Annotated in this window: 19 protein-coding genes; 4 read left to right on the top strand and 15 right to left on the bottom strand. The window is 42.7% G+C overall.

Annotated features, from left to right (window positions below; genetic code table 11):
* Positions 1-26: 26 nt before the first annotated feature.
* From NYE45_RS15560 to NYE45_RS15550, 3 genes are all read right to left on the bottom strand, one after another.
* A complete protein-coding gene (locus tag NYE45_RS15560) occupies positions 27-416 on the bottom strand; it encodes a hypothetical protein (protein WP_340013027.1) in 390 nt (129 codons plus the stop codon).
* 136 nt (positions 417-552) lie between these two features.
* The gene (locus NYE45_RS15555) at positions 553-1,287 is read right to left on the bottom strand and encodes a hypothetical protein (RefSeq protein WP_340013026.1); all 735 of its coding nucleotides are present in this window, start codon (positions 1,285-1,287) and stop codon (positions 553-555) included.
* 79 nt (positions 1,288-1,366) lie between these two features.
* Entirely contained in the window at positions 1,367-1,666 is a 300-nt protein-coding gene (locus NYE45_RS15550) for an immunity 53 family protein (RefSeq protein ID WP_340013024.1), read from the bottom strand.
* Between the two features lie 176 nt (positions 1,667-1,842).
* Between NYE45_RS15550 and NYE45_RS15545 the strand changes: the two genes are divergently transcribed.
* Positions 1,843-2,202 carry a DUF3221 domain-containing protein gene (locus NYE45_RS15545; protein WP_340013022.1) on the top strand — a complete coding sequence of 120 codons (360 nt, stop codon included), beginning with the start codon at positions 1,843-1,845 and terminating at the stop codon, positions 2,200-2,202.
* Positions 2,203-2,348: 146 nt separating this feature from the next.
* Here the strand turns inward: NYE45_RS15545 and NYE45_RS15540 are convergent, their stop codons facing one another.
* The 12 genes from NYE45_RS15540 to NYE45_RS15485 form a co-directional block, all read right to left on the bottom strand.
* Positions 2,349-3,620, bottom strand: a complete 1,272-nt coding sequence (locus tag NYE45_RS15540; RefSeq protein WP_340013021.1) for a choline esterase — start codon at positions 3,618-3,620, stop codon at positions 2,349-2,351.
* Between the two features lie 115 nt (positions 3,621-3,735).
* Positions 3,736-4,383 carry a response regulator transcription factor gene (locus tag NYE45_RS15535; RefSeq protein WP_340013020.1) on the bottom strand — a complete coding sequence of 216 codons (648 nt, stop codon included), beginning with the start codon at positions 4,381-4,383 and terminating at the stop codon, positions 3,736-3,738.
* Positions 4,380-5,603 carry a sensor histidine kinase gene (locus tag NYE45_RS15530; protein ID WP_340013019.1) on the bottom strand — a complete coding sequence of 408 codons (1,224 nt, stop codon included), beginning with the start codon at positions 5,601-5,603 and terminating at the stop codon, positions 4,380-4,382. The genes NYE45_RS15535 and NYE45_RS15530 overlap by 4 nt, the downstream gene beginning before the upstream one ends.
* Before the next feature lie 577 nt (positions 5,604-6,180).
* Positions 6,181-7,137 (bottom strand): alpha/beta hydrolase, encoded by a 957-nt coding sequence (locus NYE45_RS15525; protein ID WP_340013018.1) that lies wholly within the window; start codon positions 7,135-7,137, stop codon positions 6,181-6,183.
* 54 nt (positions 7,138-7,191) lie between these two features.
* Positions 7,192-8,244 carry an LLM class flavin-dependent oxidoreductase gene (locus NYE45_RS15520; RefSeq protein WP_340013017.1) on the bottom strand — a complete coding sequence of 351 codons (1,053 nt, stop codon included), beginning with the start codon at positions 8,242-8,244 and terminating at the stop codon, positions 7,192-7,194.
* 28 nt (positions 8,245-8,272) lie between these two features.
* Entirely contained in the window at positions 8,273-9,166 is an 894-nt protein-coding gene (locus tag NYE45_RS15515) for an NAD(P)-dependent oxidoreductase (RefSeq protein ID WP_340017380.1), read from the bottom strand.
* A 135-nt stretch (positions 9,167-9,301) separates the two neighbouring features.
* Complete coding sequence (locus tag NYE45_RS15510) at positions 9,302-9,877, bottom strand: TetR/AcrR family transcriptional regulator (RefSeq protein ID WP_340013016.1); 576 nt, start codon at positions 9,875-9,877, stop codon at positions 9,302-9,304.
* A 324-nt stretch (positions 9,878-10,201) separates the two neighbouring features.
* On the bottom strand, positions 10,202-11,374 hold the full coding sequence (locus NYE45_RS15505) for an MFS transporter (RefSeq protein ID WP_340013015.1): 1,173 nt from the start codon (positions 11,372-11,374) through the stop codon (positions 10,202-10,204).
* Positions 11,375-11,398: 24 nt separating this feature from the next.
* Complete coding sequence (locus tag NYE45_RS15500) at positions 11,399-12,217, bottom strand: helix-turn-helix domain-containing protein (protein ID WP_340013014.1); 819 nt, start codon at positions 12,215-12,217, stop codon at positions 11,399-11,401.
* Positions 12,218-12,471: 254 nt separating this feature from the next.
* The gene (locus NYE45_RS15495) at positions 12,472-14,940 is read right to left on the bottom strand and encodes an FAD-dependent oxidoreductase (RefSeq protein WP_340013013.1); all 2,469 of its coding nucleotides are present in this window, start codon (positions 14,938-14,940) and stop codon (positions 12,472-12,474) included.
* Positions 14,937-15,251, bottom strand: a complete 315-nt coding sequence (locus NYE45_RS15490) for a metalloregulator ArsR/SmtB family transcription factor (protein WP_340013012.1) — start codon at positions 15,249-15,251, stop codon at positions 14,937-14,939. The genes NYE45_RS15495 and NYE45_RS15490 overlap by 4 nt, the downstream gene beginning before the upstream one ends.
* A 234-nt stretch (positions 15,252-15,485) precedes the next feature.
* Positions 15,486-17,300 (bottom strand): family 43 glycosylhydrolase, encoded by a 1,815-nt coding sequence (locus NYE45_RS15485; RefSeq protein WP_340013011.1) that lies wholly within the window; start codon positions 17,298-17,300, stop codon positions 15,486-15,488.
* A gap of 356 nt (positions 17,301-17,656) precedes the next feature.
* Between NYE45_RS15485 and NYE45_RS15480 the strand changes: the two genes are divergently transcribed.
* The 3 genes from NYE45_RS15480 (at position 17,657) to NYE45_RS15470 (ending at position 20,519) form a co-directional block, all read left to right on the top strand.
* Positions 17,657-19,015, top strand: a complete 1,359-nt coding sequence (locus NYE45_RS15480) for an alkaline phosphatase (protein WP_340013010.1) — start codon at positions 17,657-17,659, stop codon at positions 19,013-19,015.
* A 486-nt stretch (positions 19,016-19,501) separates the two neighbouring features.
* Positions 19,502-19,942, top strand: coding sequence for a hypothetical protein (locus tag NYE45_RS15475; RefSeq protein WP_340013009.1), 441 nt, complete (start codon positions 19,502-19,504; stop codon positions 19,940-19,942).
* A gap of 106 nt (positions 19,943-20,048) precedes the next feature.
* Positions 20,049-20,519 carry a ferritin-like domain-containing protein gene (locus tag NYE45_RS15470; protein WP_340013007.1) on the top strand — a complete coding sequence of 157 codons (471 nt, stop codon included), beginning with the start codon at positions 20,049-20,051 and terminating at the stop codon, positions 20,517-20,519.
* The last annotated feature ends 39 nt before the right edge of the window (positions 20,520-20,558 follow it).

Below are 20,558 nucleotides of genomic sequence, written 5' to 3'. Positions count from 1 at the left end.
CTTTTCTCTAGACAATTGAACATAGACTACTCTGTATAAATAAACTCATTATAATACGGGTCCCATTCTCCAGTTACAAACCTGGCAATAACCGCTTTTTCTAGACTAACTGGTGAGTAAGACTCCAGTTCGGAGACTTGCTCAATTTCTGAAGTACTGGCATTTTCAATCACAAGATCGACCTTATGATCTACCAACATATATCCATCCTCAGTTTCTACTTTGTATAACGGAAATGTCATCCTAGGTATTGGAGCATTACCAATCACTTTCCAGATACCATCTTCAATCCTGGAGTTTACAGTCTGTATTAAGAAAATGATTGGTTTAGAAGTGACTTCACTTACTGGTGGGTGTGCCATTGATACCCAATCAAATACAATCTGATATCCTTCCTTCAGAAACAACTTGACCATAACAGTACTGATCCTTATTAAGCTTTATTGAAAAGACATCTCCTAACTTCACCTGAACTCTTTTTTTCATTACTTTATCCTTTGCTATTTCTTTTTTATTTGACCTAGTCTTCTAAGTGGAAGTTCTAACAGCGTATTAATTATTCAGGGCTGCAGAGTGCCTTTCAGTGCCTGTTTTATTAATTAAAGCGACTTCTACATCAGATACCCATGTAAGTTCACCTAGATGTTTAGCATAGGCAAATTCATCTGGTTGTTCTGATATGACCTTCTCTAAAAGTACTTGCGTACCATCTCGTTGTAAAATAGATAGGAATATATCCATGCTATCTACATTATGATGACATATGACTTTAGCATAGTACTTCTTATTAGGGTTCCTTACACTCTTTTTCCAAGTCCATTGATTTACAAAATCTAACTCCTCGATTTGCAGAGCTATCTCCCTAAACGGATCAATATCCCAATTTTTACCCTGAGCAAGTTTCTCTATGCCTTCCATTAGCAGGCGAAGCGTAACCTTTTTTTTCTCCAACTCATTTTTTTCACTAAAGTCATTCAAACTAAATTGGATCGGTACCGAACACACACCAGAAACGTTAACAATCCGTTCATCCGTAATGTTTTCTATACACTCTATTAGGACTTTCCAACAATCTTTCGTTTTGTATTTCCCCAACAGACGTTCATACATCGCTGTAATACAGCGAGTTTCCAAACTAAAAGAGCGTCTTTTCCATTTCCAATTCAACGCATAATCTAATTTTGTTGCTTCGTTGTACTCACAGTTTTGTTTTTTCATTATAGATTCAATACTTTCATCATCTTCAATATACGGTAAATCCAAATTGAATTCTTTTAGATACATCATCTGATCCTCTCCATGGTTTATTATAAAAAAACTAAAAGGCATTTAGCCATTCAAGGCTTCATCCTCAGTCAGTGCATTATCAACTTCTATCCAAACTTGAAGCCCAATTTTTAAAGCAATGAAGCATCTCTTCTAAATTTTTTGCTCCCCCTGCACTGTGAAAAACTCCATCTCTCACGATACAGTAGAACCAATCTTGTTCATTTCTCTCTTCTTCAATCGAATCAAATGGTACATCTTCTAAATATGTATCCGTCAAGTCGATTTCGACAGACCAACCAGGATTATCCACAGTATCAATTCTTACACCGTATGAATGTTCCCAATCACCGTCACAGTTTTCATAAAACCAGCTTTGAATCCATTTTAGGGTATCCATCATCGTGACCTCTTTTTTTGTTTTTTTTTATTCTAGGAACTTATTGTTTAAAGGGATCCTTATGCCATGGGTCATACTTTTTTCGTATGAATTACCTTTTAGTAATAATCCACTTTTTTATGTAGGATATACTTAAAAGCAAGGGGAAAACTTTATTTCAAATCAAGGAGGTTATTATGAGAAAAATAATATTGTTTATCTTCATTAGTATGATTATACTTGCGGGCTGTTCTAACAAGGATGAGAAAGAGAATTATCCAGTTTTCGAGGGTACTGTGGTATTTAAAACAGATGAAAATGACAAGTACAAATTTCTTGTACTACAAAATATAAGTAAGGAAGACCTGGAGAATGGAAATCTTGAGGATTTTATAGAACTAGCACAAGACCAGGAAGCTTCGTATTATTTGGTCAATAGAGAAACATATGAAACAATTGAAGCAGGGCAAAGAGTAAGAATCACTGCTGGCTTAGACCAACTAGAACCCTCGCCACCCATTAGAACGGTTGTGAGTATTGAAAGAATCAATGATTAAAAGACCTTAACGTTTCCATGAACGTAAGGTCTTTTTACCGTTTTGGTTCCCAGATTTCAGAGTTGAATCACGTGCAGTTAAATCCGACCCCCGCTTCTCTCCTTTTATTACGCAATAAACCCTCCCGAAATTCAGGCAAATCAATCCTAAGGCTTTTGAGGTTTCTTAATCATCTCTACGCCGTCAAAGGTAAGGCTGTCAATATCCGTATCCTTTTTCAACATATATTTATCAAAGAATGCCTTTGTATAAGAAGTGATAATGTTGCGCTGTTCCATCGCGTCCCGGGTTCCTCTGGCTGCTTTATCCGTAGTTGTAAACAAGGAATCGGAGAAGTCACCGTGGACTACATTATCAATAATGGCAAAGTAGGTGTCCTTGCTGTTGGATTCAAGCAGAAATGCATTCGTATTATAGGCAAGTACGGTGCTGAGCTGCATGAAGGGTTTCTTAAAATCGCTATCCAAGGCACCTAACATATTACCGTCAAGGTTCACAGCACCGACAAATCGGTCATCGTCACGGCTAACAATTGCCGCTGTCGTTCCTCCAAAAGAATGTCCGAACACACCCATTCCGAGATCAAGCTGCAATCTGCCTTTAAACATGGATTCCATGTCACCTGTATTCATTTTGTATAGATTATCTGCAACATATCGTATATCCTCGCTCTGTAAAACGGCATATTTTGCAAACTTGACTGCTTCAGGCGCCGAAGTTAATTTGCGAGCAATCTCAATAGCTTCTTCTTCCTCAAGCTTCTCAGTTACAATTTCAGGTGGTGTTAAGGTGGCTGCTTCCATTCCGTATTTCGTTACTTCGTCCATAAATTCCTCTGACATACCAGCCGTTCGTCCATCTTTAAATTTGTATACACCACTTTCGGCATGGCCGATGGATACCACAATATAGCCGGCGCTTGCCAGGTCTTGAGCAAACAAAGTGCCTTGCTGTGGGTAAGCGCCTGCGCCATGAACAAAGAATAAAACTGGATATTGTTTTTCCTTTTCAGATAAGGCCAGATCGTCGTAAGACCACGTCTTGAAATTGGAATCAAACAGCTGCTCACCACCCGCTGTGCCCCCTAATCTAACCAAAAGCTCATCCCTCAGTGAATGAAACTCCGGAAATGCATACTCTGCCGTCGGCTTGCCCTCATTGCTGTCGGAAGGATAGAAAAATAATGCCGTCAGTTCTCTTTCTGAATGGTTGGATGCTGTGTACTTGAAGTCCATCTGCGTACGCCCGACCGTATAACTTCCCATCGGTTTTGGAAACTCATTCTGTGCGGAAGCAACGCTATTTTCAGGTTTCGGAATTTCCTCCTGTGTGGAAGTCCCGCTATTAGTGCTGCTGCAGGCAGAAAGCATGGTTAGTGAGAGAACAGTTGCCAGAATCGTTGTCAGTCTTTTTTTCATCATTTTTCCTCCAATTTATGTTCATGCATCTATCATAGACGGAAGAGAAAAATAAAAAATCGTACAAAAGGGCAAGACCCCAGTGTACGATCGGGCAAATCTATAAAATGTTTGATTATAAATGCAATATTCCACGCTCCACCGCGACGGCAACGGCCTGCGGTCTCGAATCCACACCCAATTTATTATAGATACTCGTTAAATGAGTCTTTACAGTCCGTTCGGATATGCCCATATCGAAGCCGATCTCTTTACTTCGAGAGCCACGGGCAATCGCTTGAAGCACGATCAGCTCTTTGTCTGTAAGCGATATCCTCGCCGAGGATGATTCTTTCGTCTTTTCTGATGTCTTGTGAGCAAATACTTTCTCGCTGATCTCCGGTAATAGCAACGTTTCCCCCCGCATCGCTGCATCAATTGAACGAAATATCATCTCTCTTCCCGTGTCCTTCAGCAAATACCCTTTGGCACCTAATGCCAGTCCACGGATCATCATTTCATCCTCGTTATATGTAGTCAAAATAATGATCGGTATATCAATTCCTTTAACTTTGAGCGCTGTCATGGTATCCAGGCCACCCATTTCAGGCATGTTTAGATCCAATAGGATAATGTCCGGCTTGTAAGTATCCACCCGTCGAACCGCTTCCATACCGTTAGATGCTTCTGCAACTACCTCGTACCTTTGATTGGTTTCCAGGATCAGTTTAAGTCCCTCCCGAACGACAAAATGGTCGTCCACGATAAGAATTTTGATTGTCATACGTTAGTGTCCTCCTGTTGTAATGGGATGCGAACAGAAACTTGGGTTCCCTGCTTTCCGCTTTCAATTTCGATCTTCCCGCCCATAATTCGGGTTCGTTCATATAAGCCAATTAAGCCATAACTACCGGATTGTTTCTCGATGAGGTTGGTATCGAACCCTATTCCGTCATCCGTAATGCTTAGCTCGATTACGTTTTCGCGTGCAGCAACGACGACTTCTACGTTCGTCGCATGAGCATATTTAGCTGTATTGGCCAAGCATTCTCGGATGATATGTAAGCTATGTTCGAAGATCAACTTCGGCAGCACCAGATGGGGCATCGATAATTGAGTGACAATACGAACCCCTGTTATATGTGAAAAGTGTTCAGCCTCTTCCTTCACCGCTTTAGAAATATCTGTGACCTCGACAGAATACGAACGCAAGTCGTCAATTGCGCTTCTCGCTTCTGAAAGCGTGCGCTTTGCTTGGGCTTTTGACAACTGAACAATCTCGTGGGCACGATGGTTATTATCATTTTCTAAATGCGCATCCACGGCATCAAGCTGCATGATCAGACCTGCCAGCCCTTGTGCCAAGGTATCATGTAAATCACGAGCCATCCTTTGACGTTCATTGGCAATCGTTAGCTCCTCCACTTTCCTGTGCGCTCGTTCCAATTCACGTAAAAACGACTGGGTCCGCAATTTGGCACGAACTTGTTTATAGAACAAAGAAGCATAGCCGATTACGAAAAACATGATGAAGAAGAGCGATGGAACTGTAGATGGCAAATCCTCGGTAGTCCCTAGCCAAACCAGGGAGACAGAAAACAAGGTGCAGTAAAAAGTACATACCAGAAGCACCTTCACACGTTGAGCGTATACGCCAATACTCTGACCCGCCAAAGCCGTCAATAGACTTACAAAGATGAGAGAATGAGCATTAGGCATGAATAACGCACACCCCCAGACAATACCTCCTTGTGTCACAAAATAAATCCAGGGTCTTCGATCGACAACGTATCCGGCATACCAATGCAGCAGAATGTGAACCAGAATGAGAGATGTAAACATTATCAATTCAAACCATGTGGGCAACATCGGTAGCTGGGAGTACAATGCAGAAAAATAAATCAGAATACCCCAGATCAAAGCAGGCAGCCGAGAATCACGCAGAACATTTTGAATATCAGATTGGGAGCTTGTATACGGTTGGTTTATCGAATAATCACTCATGCTTGATCACCTCTATCAGGTACTATTTATAAAACAGTCTCCTTGGACACAAAAAAACGGTACATTACTGTACCGATCATTGACTCACTCAATCTATGTTAAGGTACTACGCATCTCTAAGTCTAGCCCTAGAAAGGAACAACCACAAATTTTTCTAGGCCTTTCCCCTACGGTCAAGCTCGTCTTCAAATCTGCACAAATACTAACCACCAATCCAACATCTGTATGCGTACCATGGAGTTCATTAACGTTAAGCAACGGATCAGAAAATGCTCACCCCAGTATCGGGTGAGCGGTTTTTTAAACTTAGTATTTAGATGAAAACTTAATTGGAAATGACACATTGTTCTTGTCCCGAAACATTTACAGATATCTGTTAAACTGCGGAAAATCCCAATGCTCCTTAATACCTTCATCCTGCAAAGAGCAAAAATTCAACAACTATTTGAGATGGAGAAATCCAATGGGACGATGGCAAGTATACAATGCTCAAGCATCATTTATTCCATGATGACAGCTTATGTTTGAATTCTGTTATTTTCACCGGTAATCATTACAAATTGAGGATGGATGATCATTAGCAATCAACGGTCCTGTTGGGATGAAGTGCTCGTGTCATCGCATCCATATAACCTTGAACAGCACGCTGACTCACTTCTGTTTCTGGAGCAAAAATTTCGAAAAGGTGGAAGCAACCAGGATACAGGTGAAATTCGACATCTACACCTGCTAGTGCAAGTCTTGCCACATACTCCATCGTTTCGTCTCGGAATAGATCGAGCTGACCTACACAAGTATAGACTGGCGGCAATCCTGCCAAGTTCTCCGCTCTAGATGGTACTGCATAAGTAGATCCTCCACTGACATCGTTCTCCTTGCCCAAGTACATATTCCAAGCAGCAATGTTGTCCGTTCGGCTCCAGATTGCGTCCACTTCCGTAATCTCATGGCTGGATGGCGTGATGTTACGATTATCTAACATCGGGTACAATGGCATTTGGAAGATAATAGACGGACCTCCTTTATCACGTGCCATCAGCGCGAGTGCTGCTGTCAGCCCTCCACCACCGCTAGCACCAGCAATTGCAACCCGATTCACATCAATGCCAAGCATTGTTGACTCCTCCGTCATCCATACCAATCCAGCATAACAATCTTCAATCGCCGCAGGATATGGATGCTCGGGAGCGAGCCTATAATCCACTGATACGACAATACATTCTGCTGTCTGAACAAAACGTTCGCACAATTTGTCGTCCATATCTGGATGTCCTAACACGTATCCGCCCCCGTGAATCCATAACATGGCTGGCAGTAAATCATTCGTTCGATCGGCAGGTTCATAAATTTTGACCAGCATTTCACCTCCATCCCTCGGAATTTTCCGACGGGTTGTGGTAACATGCGCTGAGCTCTTCACAGAGGTAGCCGATACCAAGCTTCTGCTCCACTCTAAATTTTTCTCCAATTCAAACCCTGGAAATTGTGAATAAACCTCTCTTAATTCTGGTAATATACGTTTCTCAATACTCATGATAATTCCTCCAAATATAATGAATTCGATCGTGTACGTTTTTTCAGTTCATTCTTATCTCATTTCAGCTTCCCACTTGGAAATTTCCTCTCGTACTCGCGGTGCAACCTCTGTACCGAGCAATTCTATAGCCCGCATTACCAACTCATGTGGCATCGTGCTTAAGGGAACATACATCATGAAACGTGTAATTCCTACATGCTTGCGAAGATGAATAATTTTTTGAGCAACTGTTTCCGGATCCCCTACATACAACGCACCATCAGAACTGCGGGCAGCATCATAGCTGGAACGGTTGTAATATGCCCATCCCCGCTCTTTGCCGAGTTTATTCATGCCGTACTGAGTGGATGGGAAAAAGAGTTCTGCGGCCTTTTCCGTATCTTCTGCAACAAATCCGATAGAATGTGAACCTACCCGAAGCTGTGATACATCATGACCAGCATGAGTTGCCGCCTTTTTATACAGTTCTACAAGTGGCGCAAATTTCGTTGGATTTCCACCGATAATTGCCAGAACTAGTGGCAGACCTAGAATGCCAGCACGTATGGCAGACTCCTGAGTACCTCCGCTACCGATCCATACAGGTATAGAATTCTGAACAGGACGCGGGTATACCCCCAGATTATGTATCGCTGGACGATGGCCTCCACTCCATGTTACTTTCTCGGATTCCCGTAATTTAAGAAGCAATTCAATGTTTTCATTAAATAAATCCTCGTAGTCATGCAGGTTATAACCAAACAGTGGAAAGGACTCAATGAAGGAACCTCGACCCGCTATAATCTCGGCACGTCCATTGGAGAGACCGTCAAGCGTGGCAAAATCCTGAAACACACGGACAGGATCTGCTGAAGATAGGACCGTCACAGCACTTGTCAATCGAATCCGTTTTGTGAGGGGCGCGGCAGCGGACAACACCATTGCTGGTGAAGATGCTGCATAATCATCACGATGATGCTCACCTATGCCAAACACATCAAGTCCTACCTGATCTGCAAGGACGATCTCTTCCACGACTTCTCGCAATCGCTGTGCGTGACTCATCACAACTCCGGTCTTAGTATCAGGTTTTGTTTCTACGAATGAAGTAACACCTATTTCCATAATTAATCTCTCCTTATATTTTCTTTCCTTAAGAGGAATGCTCAAGACAACGGATTAAAGCCGTCCAATCCAACTCACCATAACCATGGGGAATTCCTTCAGAGAGGTTTTGATGAATAAGCTGACCTAAAGGTAGTGGAGCTTGAACTGACTTGGCTGCCTCGATAGCTAATGCAACATCCTTTAACCCGAGCTTCATTTTAAAACCGGCTGGTTCGAAGCGTTGTTCGGTCATGATCGCGCCATAGTTCTGATATACCGGAGATTGAAAAAGAGCATTCACAACATCCATATATCGGGACGGCTTAATGCCGTGCTTTTCAACCATGAGCTGAGCTTCCGACAAAGCTTCCAGCATTGAAGCAATTAGAAAGTTAACGCCTATTTTGACAATGTTACCTTCTTCGCCATGATCCCCAATCTCAAATATCTCTTGACTTAGTACTGTTAACATGGGAAGTACTCGCTGTCTTGCATGTTCCGGACCAGCTAAAATAATGCGCAATGTAGCTGCTTTAGCGGCATCCGGGCGCCCCATTACGGTGGCAGACACAAAGTGCTGGTGTCTCTCCGAATGCAAAGCGGATAATTTCCGAGCCAGATCTACGCTGATCGTACTGGCAGATACGTGAATTCCATTTTCAGATAATCCGTTCAGAACTCCATTTGGTCCCTCAACAATCTCTCTCAAAGCAGCATCATCAGATAACATGGTAATTACAAGATTGCTTTCTTTCGCTGCCTCTAGTGGTGTTTGGACATATCGTGCTCCCTGTTTTATTAATGGTTCAGCTTTTTCAGGGGTCCGATTAAAGATGACGACTTCATAACCCGCTTTCAACAGGTTTTGTGCCATTGGAAGCCCCATATTACCAAGTCCAATAAACGATACCTTCATTGGTTGCATCTCCTTATTGTTGATGGATTGTTTCGATAACGGAATGAATGTTCCAGAATGGTTAAAAAAATTATGGTCTTACAGATACTCTTCAAATGACACCTTCAAAATATGAGGAGTATAATAACGGAACAATCATTCCAATATTGCCAAAAAAAATTATATCCCTGCAATTATATAGCTAATCATCTCTTTTGCACGTTCTGGATTTTGACCTGTTTTAGCCATAATATTTATGCTTTGATGTAAATTTAGCAATAAATAAGACAATGTTTTGATATCTGTTGTTTTATCTATCTCTCCCGATTGTTGGCCCTTCTCCAAAAGCTCGCAAAATGCTTGTTCCAACTCCGAAAAACTAGACTGTATCAAGACATTTATCTGTTCATCTGGTGACTCCAATGTTGTAGCTGTATTCGTAACAAAACATCCGCCCGGTAGGCTGGTATCGTATGCTGAAGCAATATGATACTCAAAAAATTGAAGAATTCCTTCTCTAACGTTGGATGCTTGTTCAAGAATGGTCTGCTTATTGGAACTCCCTTTTTTATAATGCTCCAGGGCATCTCTGTATAAGGTTTGCTTGTCGGAAAACGTATCATAAAGGCTGGATCGGCTAATGCCCATCACTTCCAGTAAATCTGGTATGCTAGCAGCCTCGTATCCTTTTTTCCAAAACAACAGCATCGCTTCGTGTAACGCTTGATTTTTGTCAAATTCTTTAGTCCTGGCCATAAGTAACACCTCCCGTTACAGAAATATAACATATCTGAACTGATCAGTCCAGAAAAGAATCTTACAGATTTGATCTTTGTTGAAAATTTATCCATTAGACGACGTGCCCCGGAACGCCTGCGGAAAACTTCCTTGCTTGGAACGAAAATTCGGCAAATCTGCTTCCTTCGGAGTTTTCAGACACGTTTTAGACAGCATATATACACCAAAAAGATCTCTTGTACAGTGAATGCTGAAGAGATCTTTTTTTTATTTTACATATAACCGTCAATTACAACTCAAAAAAGCCAAGAACTGAGAAGCAAGAATTACCCATCCCTGAAATCACTCTGGATCTGGCGTTCCAGTTCTGCTTCTCGATTTCTTAAATAGTAAGATGGCAAGAAGTAAAGCAATTCCTACAGCTCCAAACCCCAACCAATTTAAATAGAGGACAGATGTACGACTGATCACAATCCCACCTAATCCAGATCCCAATGCAAAACCAAATTGGATAAATGACGTATTTACGCTAAGGGCAATGTCGGGATTACGAGGTGCCAGTGTAACCAGATATAATTGCTGGGCCGGAGATATGCTCCACGTTGCTAACATAAAAATCATTAAAACCAAGATTAACATCATAAGATTAACTCCAGCTAGAGCAAACAAAAGAAGAGTTACACCTTGTAACAGAAGGCCTAGACAAATTGTAAACTTTGATCCCTTTGCATCTGCCAATTGTCCGCCCACTTTTGATCCGACAAAGCTGCAAATTCCCGCGAGAAACAGAACACCGCTTATCTCTGTCATGGTAAGAGTGGATGTAGCTTGCAAGAAAGGCGTAATATACGTGAACAGTGTCGAATAGCCGCCGATATACAATAACGTAATAAGCAAGGCAGTCAGAATGAGTGGATTTTTTAAAATGGAGAGCTGCATTCTGAGGGTGATCTTTTCTTCCTCTTTGATTGCCGGAACCTTATTGTAGATAATAAGTAATGGAAGAACACTTAACAATCCAATGAATATAAATAGAACTCTCCATCCAAACATTTCACTAAAAAATGTGCCCAATGGGACACCGAGCACTAGCGAACTGCTTAGCCCCATCAATATGATGCCGATGGCATTGCCCCTTTTTTCTTTTTCAACCAGTCGTGTCGATACCGCCATCGCTACTACGGTAGCCACTCCTCCGCTAGCCCCTTGAATAATTCGCACCCATAGTAAAGTTTCGTAAGAAAGGTCAAGAAGCATAAGTCCATTGCTGGCAATAAACACACTGAGGGCGGACAACAGTAACTTCTTGCGATCCATATTTATTGTAATTGCAATGAGAATCGGAGCGATAATGGCCGCTGCCAGAGCGAATACAGTCACCAGTAAACCCACTTCAGAAGTAGATACGCTCAAGTCTGAGGCGATCATTTCTATGACTCCTGTAATAATGTATTCAAGGGTTCCGATCAGGAAAACAGCCAATGCCAAGATATATATAATCCATTTATTTTTCACTTTAATCCACTCCGTCTTCTTCAGTTATCTATTTAGTATTGGAATTTGTATTTCTATAAACCGTGCATCTTGTTCTTGAGATAAGGGTAAATATAATTCCCTACCAGCTCCGTTCTCCTTGATCTGATAGTTGTTATTCTCAATCCATGTAGCTAGATGAACACAGGCTTTACAGGCAAAGGCGACATTGGAACGATAAGCTATGGTGGCCATCATGGGCTCGGCAGGAAGAGTCCGCAGTTGAAATGGGTCGGGAGGTGATCCCAGCTCACAGCTTAAGAAGTAACCTATTTCAAACTCGAACTCTTCCTCTTGTCCTGCGATTTCTTTCCACAAAACAACCTGAGGTCCGTCGATCATTTGGCGCATTTCTTTTGTTACTGACTGGTCAAACTGACGAAATAAACTCGGGATCTCCTCTTCCCTCCCGCACCCTGTCTGAAAAAGGAACTGCCGAGCACCTTCCTCTTTGATTCGGATTTCTTGCCCAGTTTCGACGTGCCCCTCTTCCTCTATAAGCTGCATGCGTTCCTCGATTCTGACGAGTTTGGCTTGTTCCGTATCGATAATCTGCTGAATTTCGCTTCTTTTTAGCTTAAACATGCCTTGGATATTCTCCAATGTAATATGTTCCTGTAACAGCTGTGTGATTTGTGGCAACGTGAACCCCAATTCTTTATAAATGAAGATTCGGTTAAGCTCGAGAAGCTGATCTGCGGAATAGTAACGGTAACCCGTATCATGATCTACCTTTCTCGGCTTAAGTATGCCAATCTGGTCATAATAACGCAGTGTTTTTTGTGAGACCCTACTTAGCTTGGAAAACGCACTGATTTTGAACAACATATCATCTCCAATCTTTTAACATAATGCGAGTATATAGTTTCCCGTACAGGGGAAAGTCAAGGGTGTATATGCTTCTCATTTCTATAGCTAAATCAACCACCGTCCTTGTCATCACTCTATGTTGCAGTTTTGGGTAAGTCAAAGAACCGTTTTTGAATGAAACGTTCATTTTTTTTGAACAAAAAAATGCCACTCATCGTGGCATTCTCTCGGTACTCATTCAATTATCCTGCTCAGCATTACTAATTTTTTTAAATAAACAGATTATGATTGGCTTGTGAAGCTTGTCCAAGATAGTAACCTACACCACCAATTTTGACTTGGTCTATTAATTCTTCACGCTGAATTCCCATTAAATCCATGGACATTTGGCAAGCAACGATCTCTACTCCTTGTGTAACTGCGCTCTCTATCAATTCTTCCAACGGAGGCACATGATGTTTTTTCATCAAACCACGAATCATCTTCGGGCCTGCTCCGAGCATATTCATTTTGGACATGCCAAGCTTCTGGCTTCCACGAGGTAACATCATATCAAACATACGGCCGATCATAGTTTTGGATAACTTCTGCGGCTGCTGCTTACGAATAATACTTAATCCCCAAAATGTGAAAAATAAGGTTACTTTCCGTCCACTCGCTGCTGCCCCATTTGCAATAATGAGTGAGGCAATCGCTTTATCCAGATCGCCACTGAAGACAACCATCGTGCTGGCAGGATCGCTGATTGGGGAATCGGATACGGGTTGTGCTGTATTTTTAGCAATGACAGACTCAATCGTACCGCCTTTCAGTCTTTCCAACTGCAAGATTGTGGAACCCGACATCGTGGCCCATGCTTTGACATCTTCATAGAATCCTGGATCGGAAGCTTTCACACGAAGGGTTTCTCCGTTTGAGAGTTGATCCATTTTCTGCTTAACCTGAATTAGCGGACCAGGACAACTTAATCCGCATACGTTCAACTCATGATCAATACGTTGCGGCTGTGTAGACTCAGAGGAAATAGACTTTTTTTCCTTAACGTCCACCGCAGGATCATGCTGATCTTGTTTTGCAGCAGTTAATGGAGCAGGCTTAAACTGGGCTTGACGGTATGTTTTATAACCACCACTCAAGTTTTTTACGCTAAAACCATACTGACGCATAATTTGCGAAGCTGTGTAACCACGTAAGCCGACTTGACAGTATAGCCAGATTTCTTTGGATGGGTCTAATTCATCTAACCGCTCACGAAGCTCATCAACTGGAATAGAGAGTGAACCCGGAATATGACCATTTTGATGCTCGATTTCACTGCGAACATCCAGAAGTATCGACTGCCCCGGCTGACGATCAGCCAGTTGATTATAAGTGAACGTCTGAACACGTCCGGTGATCATATTCTCTGCTGCATATCCAGCCATATTCACGGGATCTTTGGCAGAAGAATAAGGTGGCGCGTAACTCAGTTCAAGTTCTGTCAAATCTCGGACATATCCTCCAAAATGAATGGCTACAGCAATGTCATCAATTCGTTTATCCACTCCATCATAACCGACTGCTTGTGCGCCTAAAATTTTACCTTCCGGAGTAAACAGCAGTTTAAGAGTAATTGCACTCGAACCCGGATAATACGATGCATGAGAAGCAGGGTGTACGATAACGGTTTGATAGTCCACGCCGAGACGCTGCAGTGTTTTCTCATTACTGCCTGTCGTGGCTGCGGTCATTCCAAATACTTTGATAATGGACGTACCTTGTGTTCCTTTATAAGTAGAATGAAGCCCTGCAATTCGGTCGGCAACAATACGACCTTGTTTGTTGGCAGGTCCGGCAAGTGGTATCGTTGCCTTCGTACCATGAATGGTTTCCGTTACTTCGATAGCATCCCCAACAGCGTAGATATGTGGCACACTGCTTTCCAAAGCTTCATTTACGATTATATGTCCACGTGCACCCAGCGAAACGCCGCTATCTTTCAAAAAATAGGTGTCCGGTGTTACGCCTATCGCAAGAATAACCATGTCAGCTGTCAACACATGACCATCCGCCAGTTCAACCCCTATGCCCTGTCCCAGGGAATGGAATCCCTGAACACGCTTGGAAAACAGCAGATTCACACCATGATTCTCCATTTCCTGTGACAATGCGGCTGCTAACTCGGGATCATATGGTGTGAGTACTTGTGCGTTCCCCTCAACCAGCGTTACATCCAGACCAGCTTCCTTTAGATTCTCAGCCATTTCCACACCTATAAATCCACCGCCTATAACGATCGAAGACTTGTTGTTAGAAGAACTTATTTGGTCTTTAATCCGATCAATATCTGGAATACTTCGTACGGTATAAATTAGCGGATTGTCCTTACCTGGCAGATCGGGAATGATCGGTTTTGCACCTGGTGACAATATCAACTCGTCATAGCTTTCTTCATATTCACCCCGCTCCTGGGATTGTATCTTAATCACTCGCTTCTGCGAATCGATAGCCACGACCTCACTTTTTGTACGCACATCGATACGAAAGCGATCTGCCATCCCTTTTGGCGTCTGCACCAGCAGACGCTCTCGATCATCGATTGTGCCACCTATATAATAAGGTAAACCACAATTGGCAAATGAGATATAGGGTCCCTTCTCAAAGATAATAATTTCGGCATGTTCATCCAGACGGCGAAGACGTGCAGCTGCAGATGCACCTCCAGCTACACCGCCAACAATCAATACTTTTTTGCTCATGATTCACAGTCATCCTTTTCAAATAAAGTTTTAATAATCTGTTCAACCCGTGGATCAGCAAGCACATAGTTCACTTCAAGACCATTGCGCTCCGTAGCAACAATACCTGCACTACGAAGCTTCTGGAGGTGTTGTGACACTGTAGATTGGGGAAGATCCAGACATTCCTGCATATAAGAAACATTACATTTTTTTTTCATCATCAGTCCGCGCACAATGCATAAACGAATGGGGTGAGATAAAGCTTTCAGCAGATTAGCAGGTTCATCGAACTGTTTAATGTTATTGCTGTCAAAAGCGGGAGTGTTCAAAAGTATTCCTCCTAAATCGTTATATCGTAATAATAAGATTTATTGATTCTCCTGTCAAATGTATTCCGAAGTGAATACGTTCAATAAGTTTTAAACCCTCTCAGCCCTACGGTTTTGGCTTGTTCCAGGTGGATGATAAAAATGCCTGCCAAAACCGCTAAAAGCGACATTTGACAGGCATTCATATTGTATCAGATCTTTATTATAGATAGCGATTTAATTAAACGTCTTATACTAGAGTATAACAGGCTGAATCAGTCCGTCCTTACCAAACAGAAGCGGGTCCATACATATTTCGCGGTGATAACCCTTTCCAGAGGAAAATCTGGATAGTGGTGTTACAAAACGGTGATAGGCAATCCGGTATTGACCTGTTTCGGAATCATTAAATATACAGTGATGACCTGTGCCCAGCATGCCCTTCTCGACATTTTTGCTCAGGATCGGATATTGATAGGTGATTGGACCGTATAACTGCTCTGCTGTTCCGTAATTTACATGATAGTCTTCACTGCCTGTGTCATCACAGGACCACGTAAAATGGTATAGGCCACCCTGCTTCAACACGGTTACCGCCTCACGAAAATCATGCAAACCCGCCAGATTGCTCATTGTGTCCTCAACGACACTTATCATGTCTTCACCAAGCTCCACAATGGCACCATGTCCATTGCCAAATAGCAGATACGGTTTTCCGTCATCTTCGACATAGATGGAAGGATCAATAGCTTGTCCCATGGTAATGCCCAGACGTTTCAACTGCTCCATTGTAATTAAGGGCTGCGGTTCGGCGAGGAATGGACCTGTCGGTTTATTCGCCACAGCAACGCCGATGGCACTTTCGCCGTTCAGCATTTTGCCACAGAAATAAAAGTAGAATTTCCCGTTTTGGGTGGCAATTGCAGGTGCCCAAGCATTACCGGTTGCCCAGGTTACATCGTCTGTCCCTAAATCAAGGATCACACCTTCGTCTTGCCAATGCTTCAGGTCTGAAGAAGAAAATACCTTGAACTGTGTTCCCGACCAACCATCGAAGCCATCTGTTGTCGGATACATATAGTAACGATCCTCAAACCACGCGACGTCAGGATCGGCATATTGTCCGGGAAGCACCTGATGGCCATCTCCGAAAGCCGCTAGCAACCGGCCACACTCCTCGGCTGTGATTGGCAGGACACTTCCATGCCGCTTTTGCGTCGTTCCCATATCGAAATCGCCTTCAGGTACAATGCGGAATTCACCGCTTCCCAGATCTGTAGTCAGCAGAGGAAGATAGCCCTTGCCTTCAGCAAATCGATCAACAATGAGGCACCATTCCTCCCGATCATTGAATTTAAAGATCTGAGGCCCCTCCACACCTGCCACAGCCTCTAGTACCGGTGCTTGCAGCGTAACGAACGCCCCTTTGTCCAGAGAGTCTCCTTTTTCTACCCGTATGTTTTTGGTTGTTTCGTCCTTGGAGTATCGATAATAAGATCCATCCGCAGGAAGAATCGTTGTATCAATAATATGATTATCCCGCTCAATGTATTTTTCCGATGTGGAGAACGAACGAAAGTCTTTTGTACGCGCGCTGTATATTTTTTGTTTTCGTTCATGCTCTTGGGGCTCCTGAGTCGCCGAAGCCCAGAACACGAGAAACTCGTCTGCTGCTTCGTCATACACTGCTTCGGGTGCCCAGACACAACCTGCACCCTCAACACCAAGTGTAACGTTCCAAGGAGAAGACCAGTTCACAAGATTACTGGATTCCCACACAATCACATCACGGCTCCCGGCGTTAACAGCATGAGTCCATCCTTTGTCGCTTGCGATGCGGAGATCCGTAGCAATCAGATAAAATTTATTATCCTTGACTGAACGAACCAGAAACGGGTCCCTTACCCCCTTTTCTCCAAGGTTGGAAAACAGCACAGGTGAGCCGCCATTAAGGTCCTTCCAGTGAAGACCATCCTCGCTATAGGAGAAATAGACTTGCTCTCCGCCTGGTTGTTCGCCAATAAAATGTACAAAGAGATACCCATCATAAGTTGGAATTTTTTTGGTCAATGGTAAAGAGCCTCCTGAAAATGAAATTGATTGTGTACTAACAGTAATATGAAAATGAAAGCGTTCTACTTATGTTTTATCATACTTCAAAAACAGCGGGATGAGTATATTTTTGTAATGTAATCTCGTATGTAGAAGATCATGTGAAACTTTCCCCGGAAACATTTTGCCTTGATTGGAATCCTTGACTTGCTCTCCACATGCAAAGAATTAACGCATCGCCTTTATTTTACCTCAGTTATACAAAATTCTTTGTTTTCATTTACAAATAAATGCTAATCTTCTCAATGATGAACAAATGAATATAGATTCATGCATTCATTTTTGTTGTCGAGATATTATGAGGAGGAATCATTGTGAAATTATCCAAAAGAGTATTACCAGCGGTAGCGCTGACTCTGGCTGTATCGGCTTCCACTCTCTTGTCTGCCGGACAAGCAAGTGCCGTTCAAGCTGTAAGTGTGGAGAAAAAACAAATCAAGAATATCATCTTCCTCATTGGGGATGGCATGGGGACCTCTTATACTTCCGCCTACCGTTATATGAAAGATGACCCTTCGACGAAGGGCATGGACAAAACCGTATTTGACCCTTATCTGGTTGGGGCACAAATGACCTATCCGGATGATGATAAACAAAATGTAACGGATTCCGCTTCCGCAGCAACGGCTATGTCGGCGGGCGTAAAAACCTACAATGCGGCCATTGCGGTTGACCCTGAGCAGAAGGAAGTCAAAACCGTACTTGAGCAGGCTAAAGAAAACGGCAAGTCCACCGGACTCGTGGCTACATCGGAGATCACTCATGCCACACCAGCTGCATTCGGTGCCCATGATATCAGTCGAAAAAATATGGATGCAATAGCAGACGATTATTATGATGAGTTGATTAATGGCAAGCATAAGGTGGATGTACTTCTGGGTGGAGGGAAATCCAATTTTGTACGCGAGGGTCGTGACCTGACAAAGGAATTCCAGAAGGCCGGATTCAGCTATGTTACAGATCGTTCCTCTCTCCTTGCGGATAAGAATCAACAAGTGCTTGGACTGTTTGCGGACGGAGGTCTGGACAAGTTGATAGATCGTACTGCTGCAACTCCATCATTGGCTGAGATGACCAATACAGCGATTGATCGTCTAAGTTCAAACGACAAAGGATTCTTTTTAATGGTCGAAGGCAGCCAGATCGACTGGGCAGGACATGATAATGATATCGTTGGCGCGATGAGTGAAATGGAAGATTTCGCAGCAGCATTTCAGGCAGCTATTGATTTTGCCAAAAAAGACGGTGAAACACTTGTCGTAGCTACTGCCGACCACTCCACGGGTGGACTTACGCTTGGAAAAGACGGAGAATACAACTTCTTCGTAGACCCAATCAAAGCTGCACTGCGCACGCCTGACTTCATGGCAGCACAAATTGCAAAAGGTGCTTCGGTTGAAGAAACACTGAAAAGTTATCTCAAACTGGAGTTGAAACCTGAAGAGATTCAATCGGTGAAAGAAGCAGCCCAAAGTGCGGATGTAACAAAGATTGATAATGCCATTGAAGCGATTATTGATAACCGTTCATTTACGGGCTGGACAACAGGTGGACATACAGGTGAAGATGTTCCGGTCTATGCCTACGGACCGGCAAGTCATCGCTTTGCTGGTTTGATCGACAACACAGATAATGCCAGGATCATATTTGATATTCTCAGCAAGCATCAATAATTCGATAATACTTCAATAGTTTAGGATCATCCCTTCTCTTCTTTCATCCGAAGAGAAGGGATTTTTTTCATAAAATCCTTATGAACATCCTTAACCGTAGCCGTTCTATAATTGGCTTTTTTCATGACCGAAACTTGTTCATTCACTTCGAGTAAAGCAAATGCCTATTCCGAGTTTGGCTAATATGCATTATATCCCATGGAGTTGGTTACCTTATACAAAAACCACTTGCATTGAAGGGAGAGAAATCCAATAAATGCAGTTAACGATTGGTTAAGGCAGCTTGCCCACAATTATATTCTCATTATCATTGCTGCGGTGCTCTTTTTTGCAATCAAAGCCGTCATTGGATTCTATACGTACAAGCATTATGATAAAAAATTGGATGCTTTTCAGATAAGGTAGATCGCCTTCTGGAAGAGAAGACAACGGAGTGATGCAGCTTATTGTGAGCTATACAAGTAACAAGCTTTGGAGGAAAAATGCATGTTAGGAAACTTTTTGTTGGGTATGGTCGTCCCTATACTATTGGCAGTATGGATTTTACGACGGAACTTGAAGATCCTTGTTATCTATTATCCACTCGGCGTGGCTATTGCGTCTTGCATCAACAATGTGGGATTTAATTATTTCTGGAATATACTTCCCAACACTCGCAACCAGTCCTTTGCCGCTCTCCCTATGGACCTGGGGATCTATCCAATTGCCGGATGTTTGATGATGTATGTCATCATAGTTAAAGATGCCAAGCCATGGGTGGCGATTCTCGTTGCAGCCTTGTCTCTCACATTATTAGAATGGGTTGCCAAAATGATGGGGCATGTCATTTATTTTAATGGATGGAACATTATTTGGACCTTTTTGTCATACCTCCTGCCATTTGTTCTTGCATATGGTTACAGTAAACTATTGAGGTATACGAAGTGAAGTTTTACTGAAGCTTTCCACTAATAAGGCAGGACAGATGATATGGGTTAACGCTGATGGGCATACGTGCATATGTTAACTCATATTCGTCTTGGAGGGATTCGTAATGTATGTGGCATATCCTTATGGTTACAGGTACACGTATACTCCGGTATGGGCAACATCATCAGCCGAAGCACTTGAATTAATCAAAACGGCTGTGCAAGGAGAACGAAACGATGAGATGTTCTATGATTCACTGATTCAGTTGTCACCCGATGCCAATCAGGCTGCCATCATCACGAGCATCCGTAATGATGAACGCGGACATAATCAAATGTTCCGGCAAATGTACAAGGATCTGACAGGCCAGGAGATTACGGGCGTAAGCAGTGAGCCGATTGAGACGGTCTCCTCTTATCTTGCTGGACTGCAAAAGGCGTTTCAGGGTGAATTGGCTGCCGTGGAAAAGTATAGAAAAATATGGTTTGGCCTCCCTTATGGCATATATAAAGACACGGTGTGGGGAATCATCCTGGACGAACAGAAACATGCGGATAAATATAACAATCTGATTATGTATAATTTGCCGAGATGAGCATGTATGAGATAACGAAGGTCCTTACTCTTTTAAAGA

It is taken from the genome of Paenibacillus sp. FSL K6-1318 (genome assembly GCF_037976905.1).
Taxonomy (GTDB): Bacteria; Bacillota; Bacilli; order Paenibacillales; family Paenibacillaceae; genus Paenibacillus; species Paenibacillus amylolyticus_A.
Note: the sequence above shows the minus strand (reverse complement) of the source record. Positions and strands in the feature narration are given on the sequence as shown.

Coding starts and splice junctions, on each gene's coding strand:
- NYE45_RS15540 (WP_340013021.1), bottom strand. CDS start 3,620: ATGAAAAAAAGACTGACAACGATTCTGGCAACTGTTCTCTCACTAACC.
- NYE45_RS15495 (WP_340013013.1), bottom strand. CDS start 14,940: ATGAGCAAAAAAGTATTGATTGTTGGCGGTGTAGCTGGAGGTGCATCT.
- NYE45_RS15560 (WP_340013027.1), bottom strand. CDS start 416: ATGGTCAAGTTGTTTCTGAAGGAAGGATATCAGATTGTATTTGATTGG.
- NYE45_RS15520 (WP_340013017.1), bottom strand. CDS start 8,244: ATGGAAATAGGTGTTACTTCATTCGTAGAAACAAAACCTGATACTAAG.
- NYE45_RS15555 (WP_340013026.1), bottom strand. CDS start 1,287: ATGATGTATCTAAAAGAATTCAATTTGGATTTACCGTATATTGAAGAT.
- NYE45_RS15475 (WP_340013009.1), top strand. CDS start 19,502: ATGTTAGGAAACTTTTTGTTGGGTATGGTCGTCCCTATACTATTGGCA.
- NYE45_RS15545 (WP_340013022.1), top strand. CDS start 1,843: ATGAGAAAAATAATATTGTTTATCTTCATTAGTATGATTATACTTGCG.
- NYE45_RS15535 (WP_340013020.1), bottom strand. CDS start 4,383: ATGACAATCAAAATTCTTATCGTGGACGACCATTTTGTCGTTCGGGAG.
- NYE45_RS15530 (WP_340013019.1), bottom strand. CDS start 5,603: ATGAGTGATTATTCGATAAACCAACCGTATACAAGCTCCCAATCTGAT.
- NYE45_RS15470 (WP_340013007.1), top strand. CDS start 20,049: ATGTATGTGGCATATCCTTATGGTTACAGGTACACGTATACTCCGGTA.
- NYE45_RS15550 (WP_340013024.1), bottom strand. CDS start 1,666: ATGGATACCCTAAAATGGATTCAAAGCTGGTTTTATGAAAACTGTGAC.
- NYE45_RS15510 (WP_340013016.1), bottom strand. CDS start 9,877: ATGGCCAGGACTAAAGAATTTGACAAAAATCAAGCGTTACACGAAGCG.
- NYE45_RS15525 (WP_340013018.1), bottom strand. CDS start 7,137: ATGAGTATTGAGAAACGTATATTACCAGAATTAAGAGAGGTTTATTCA.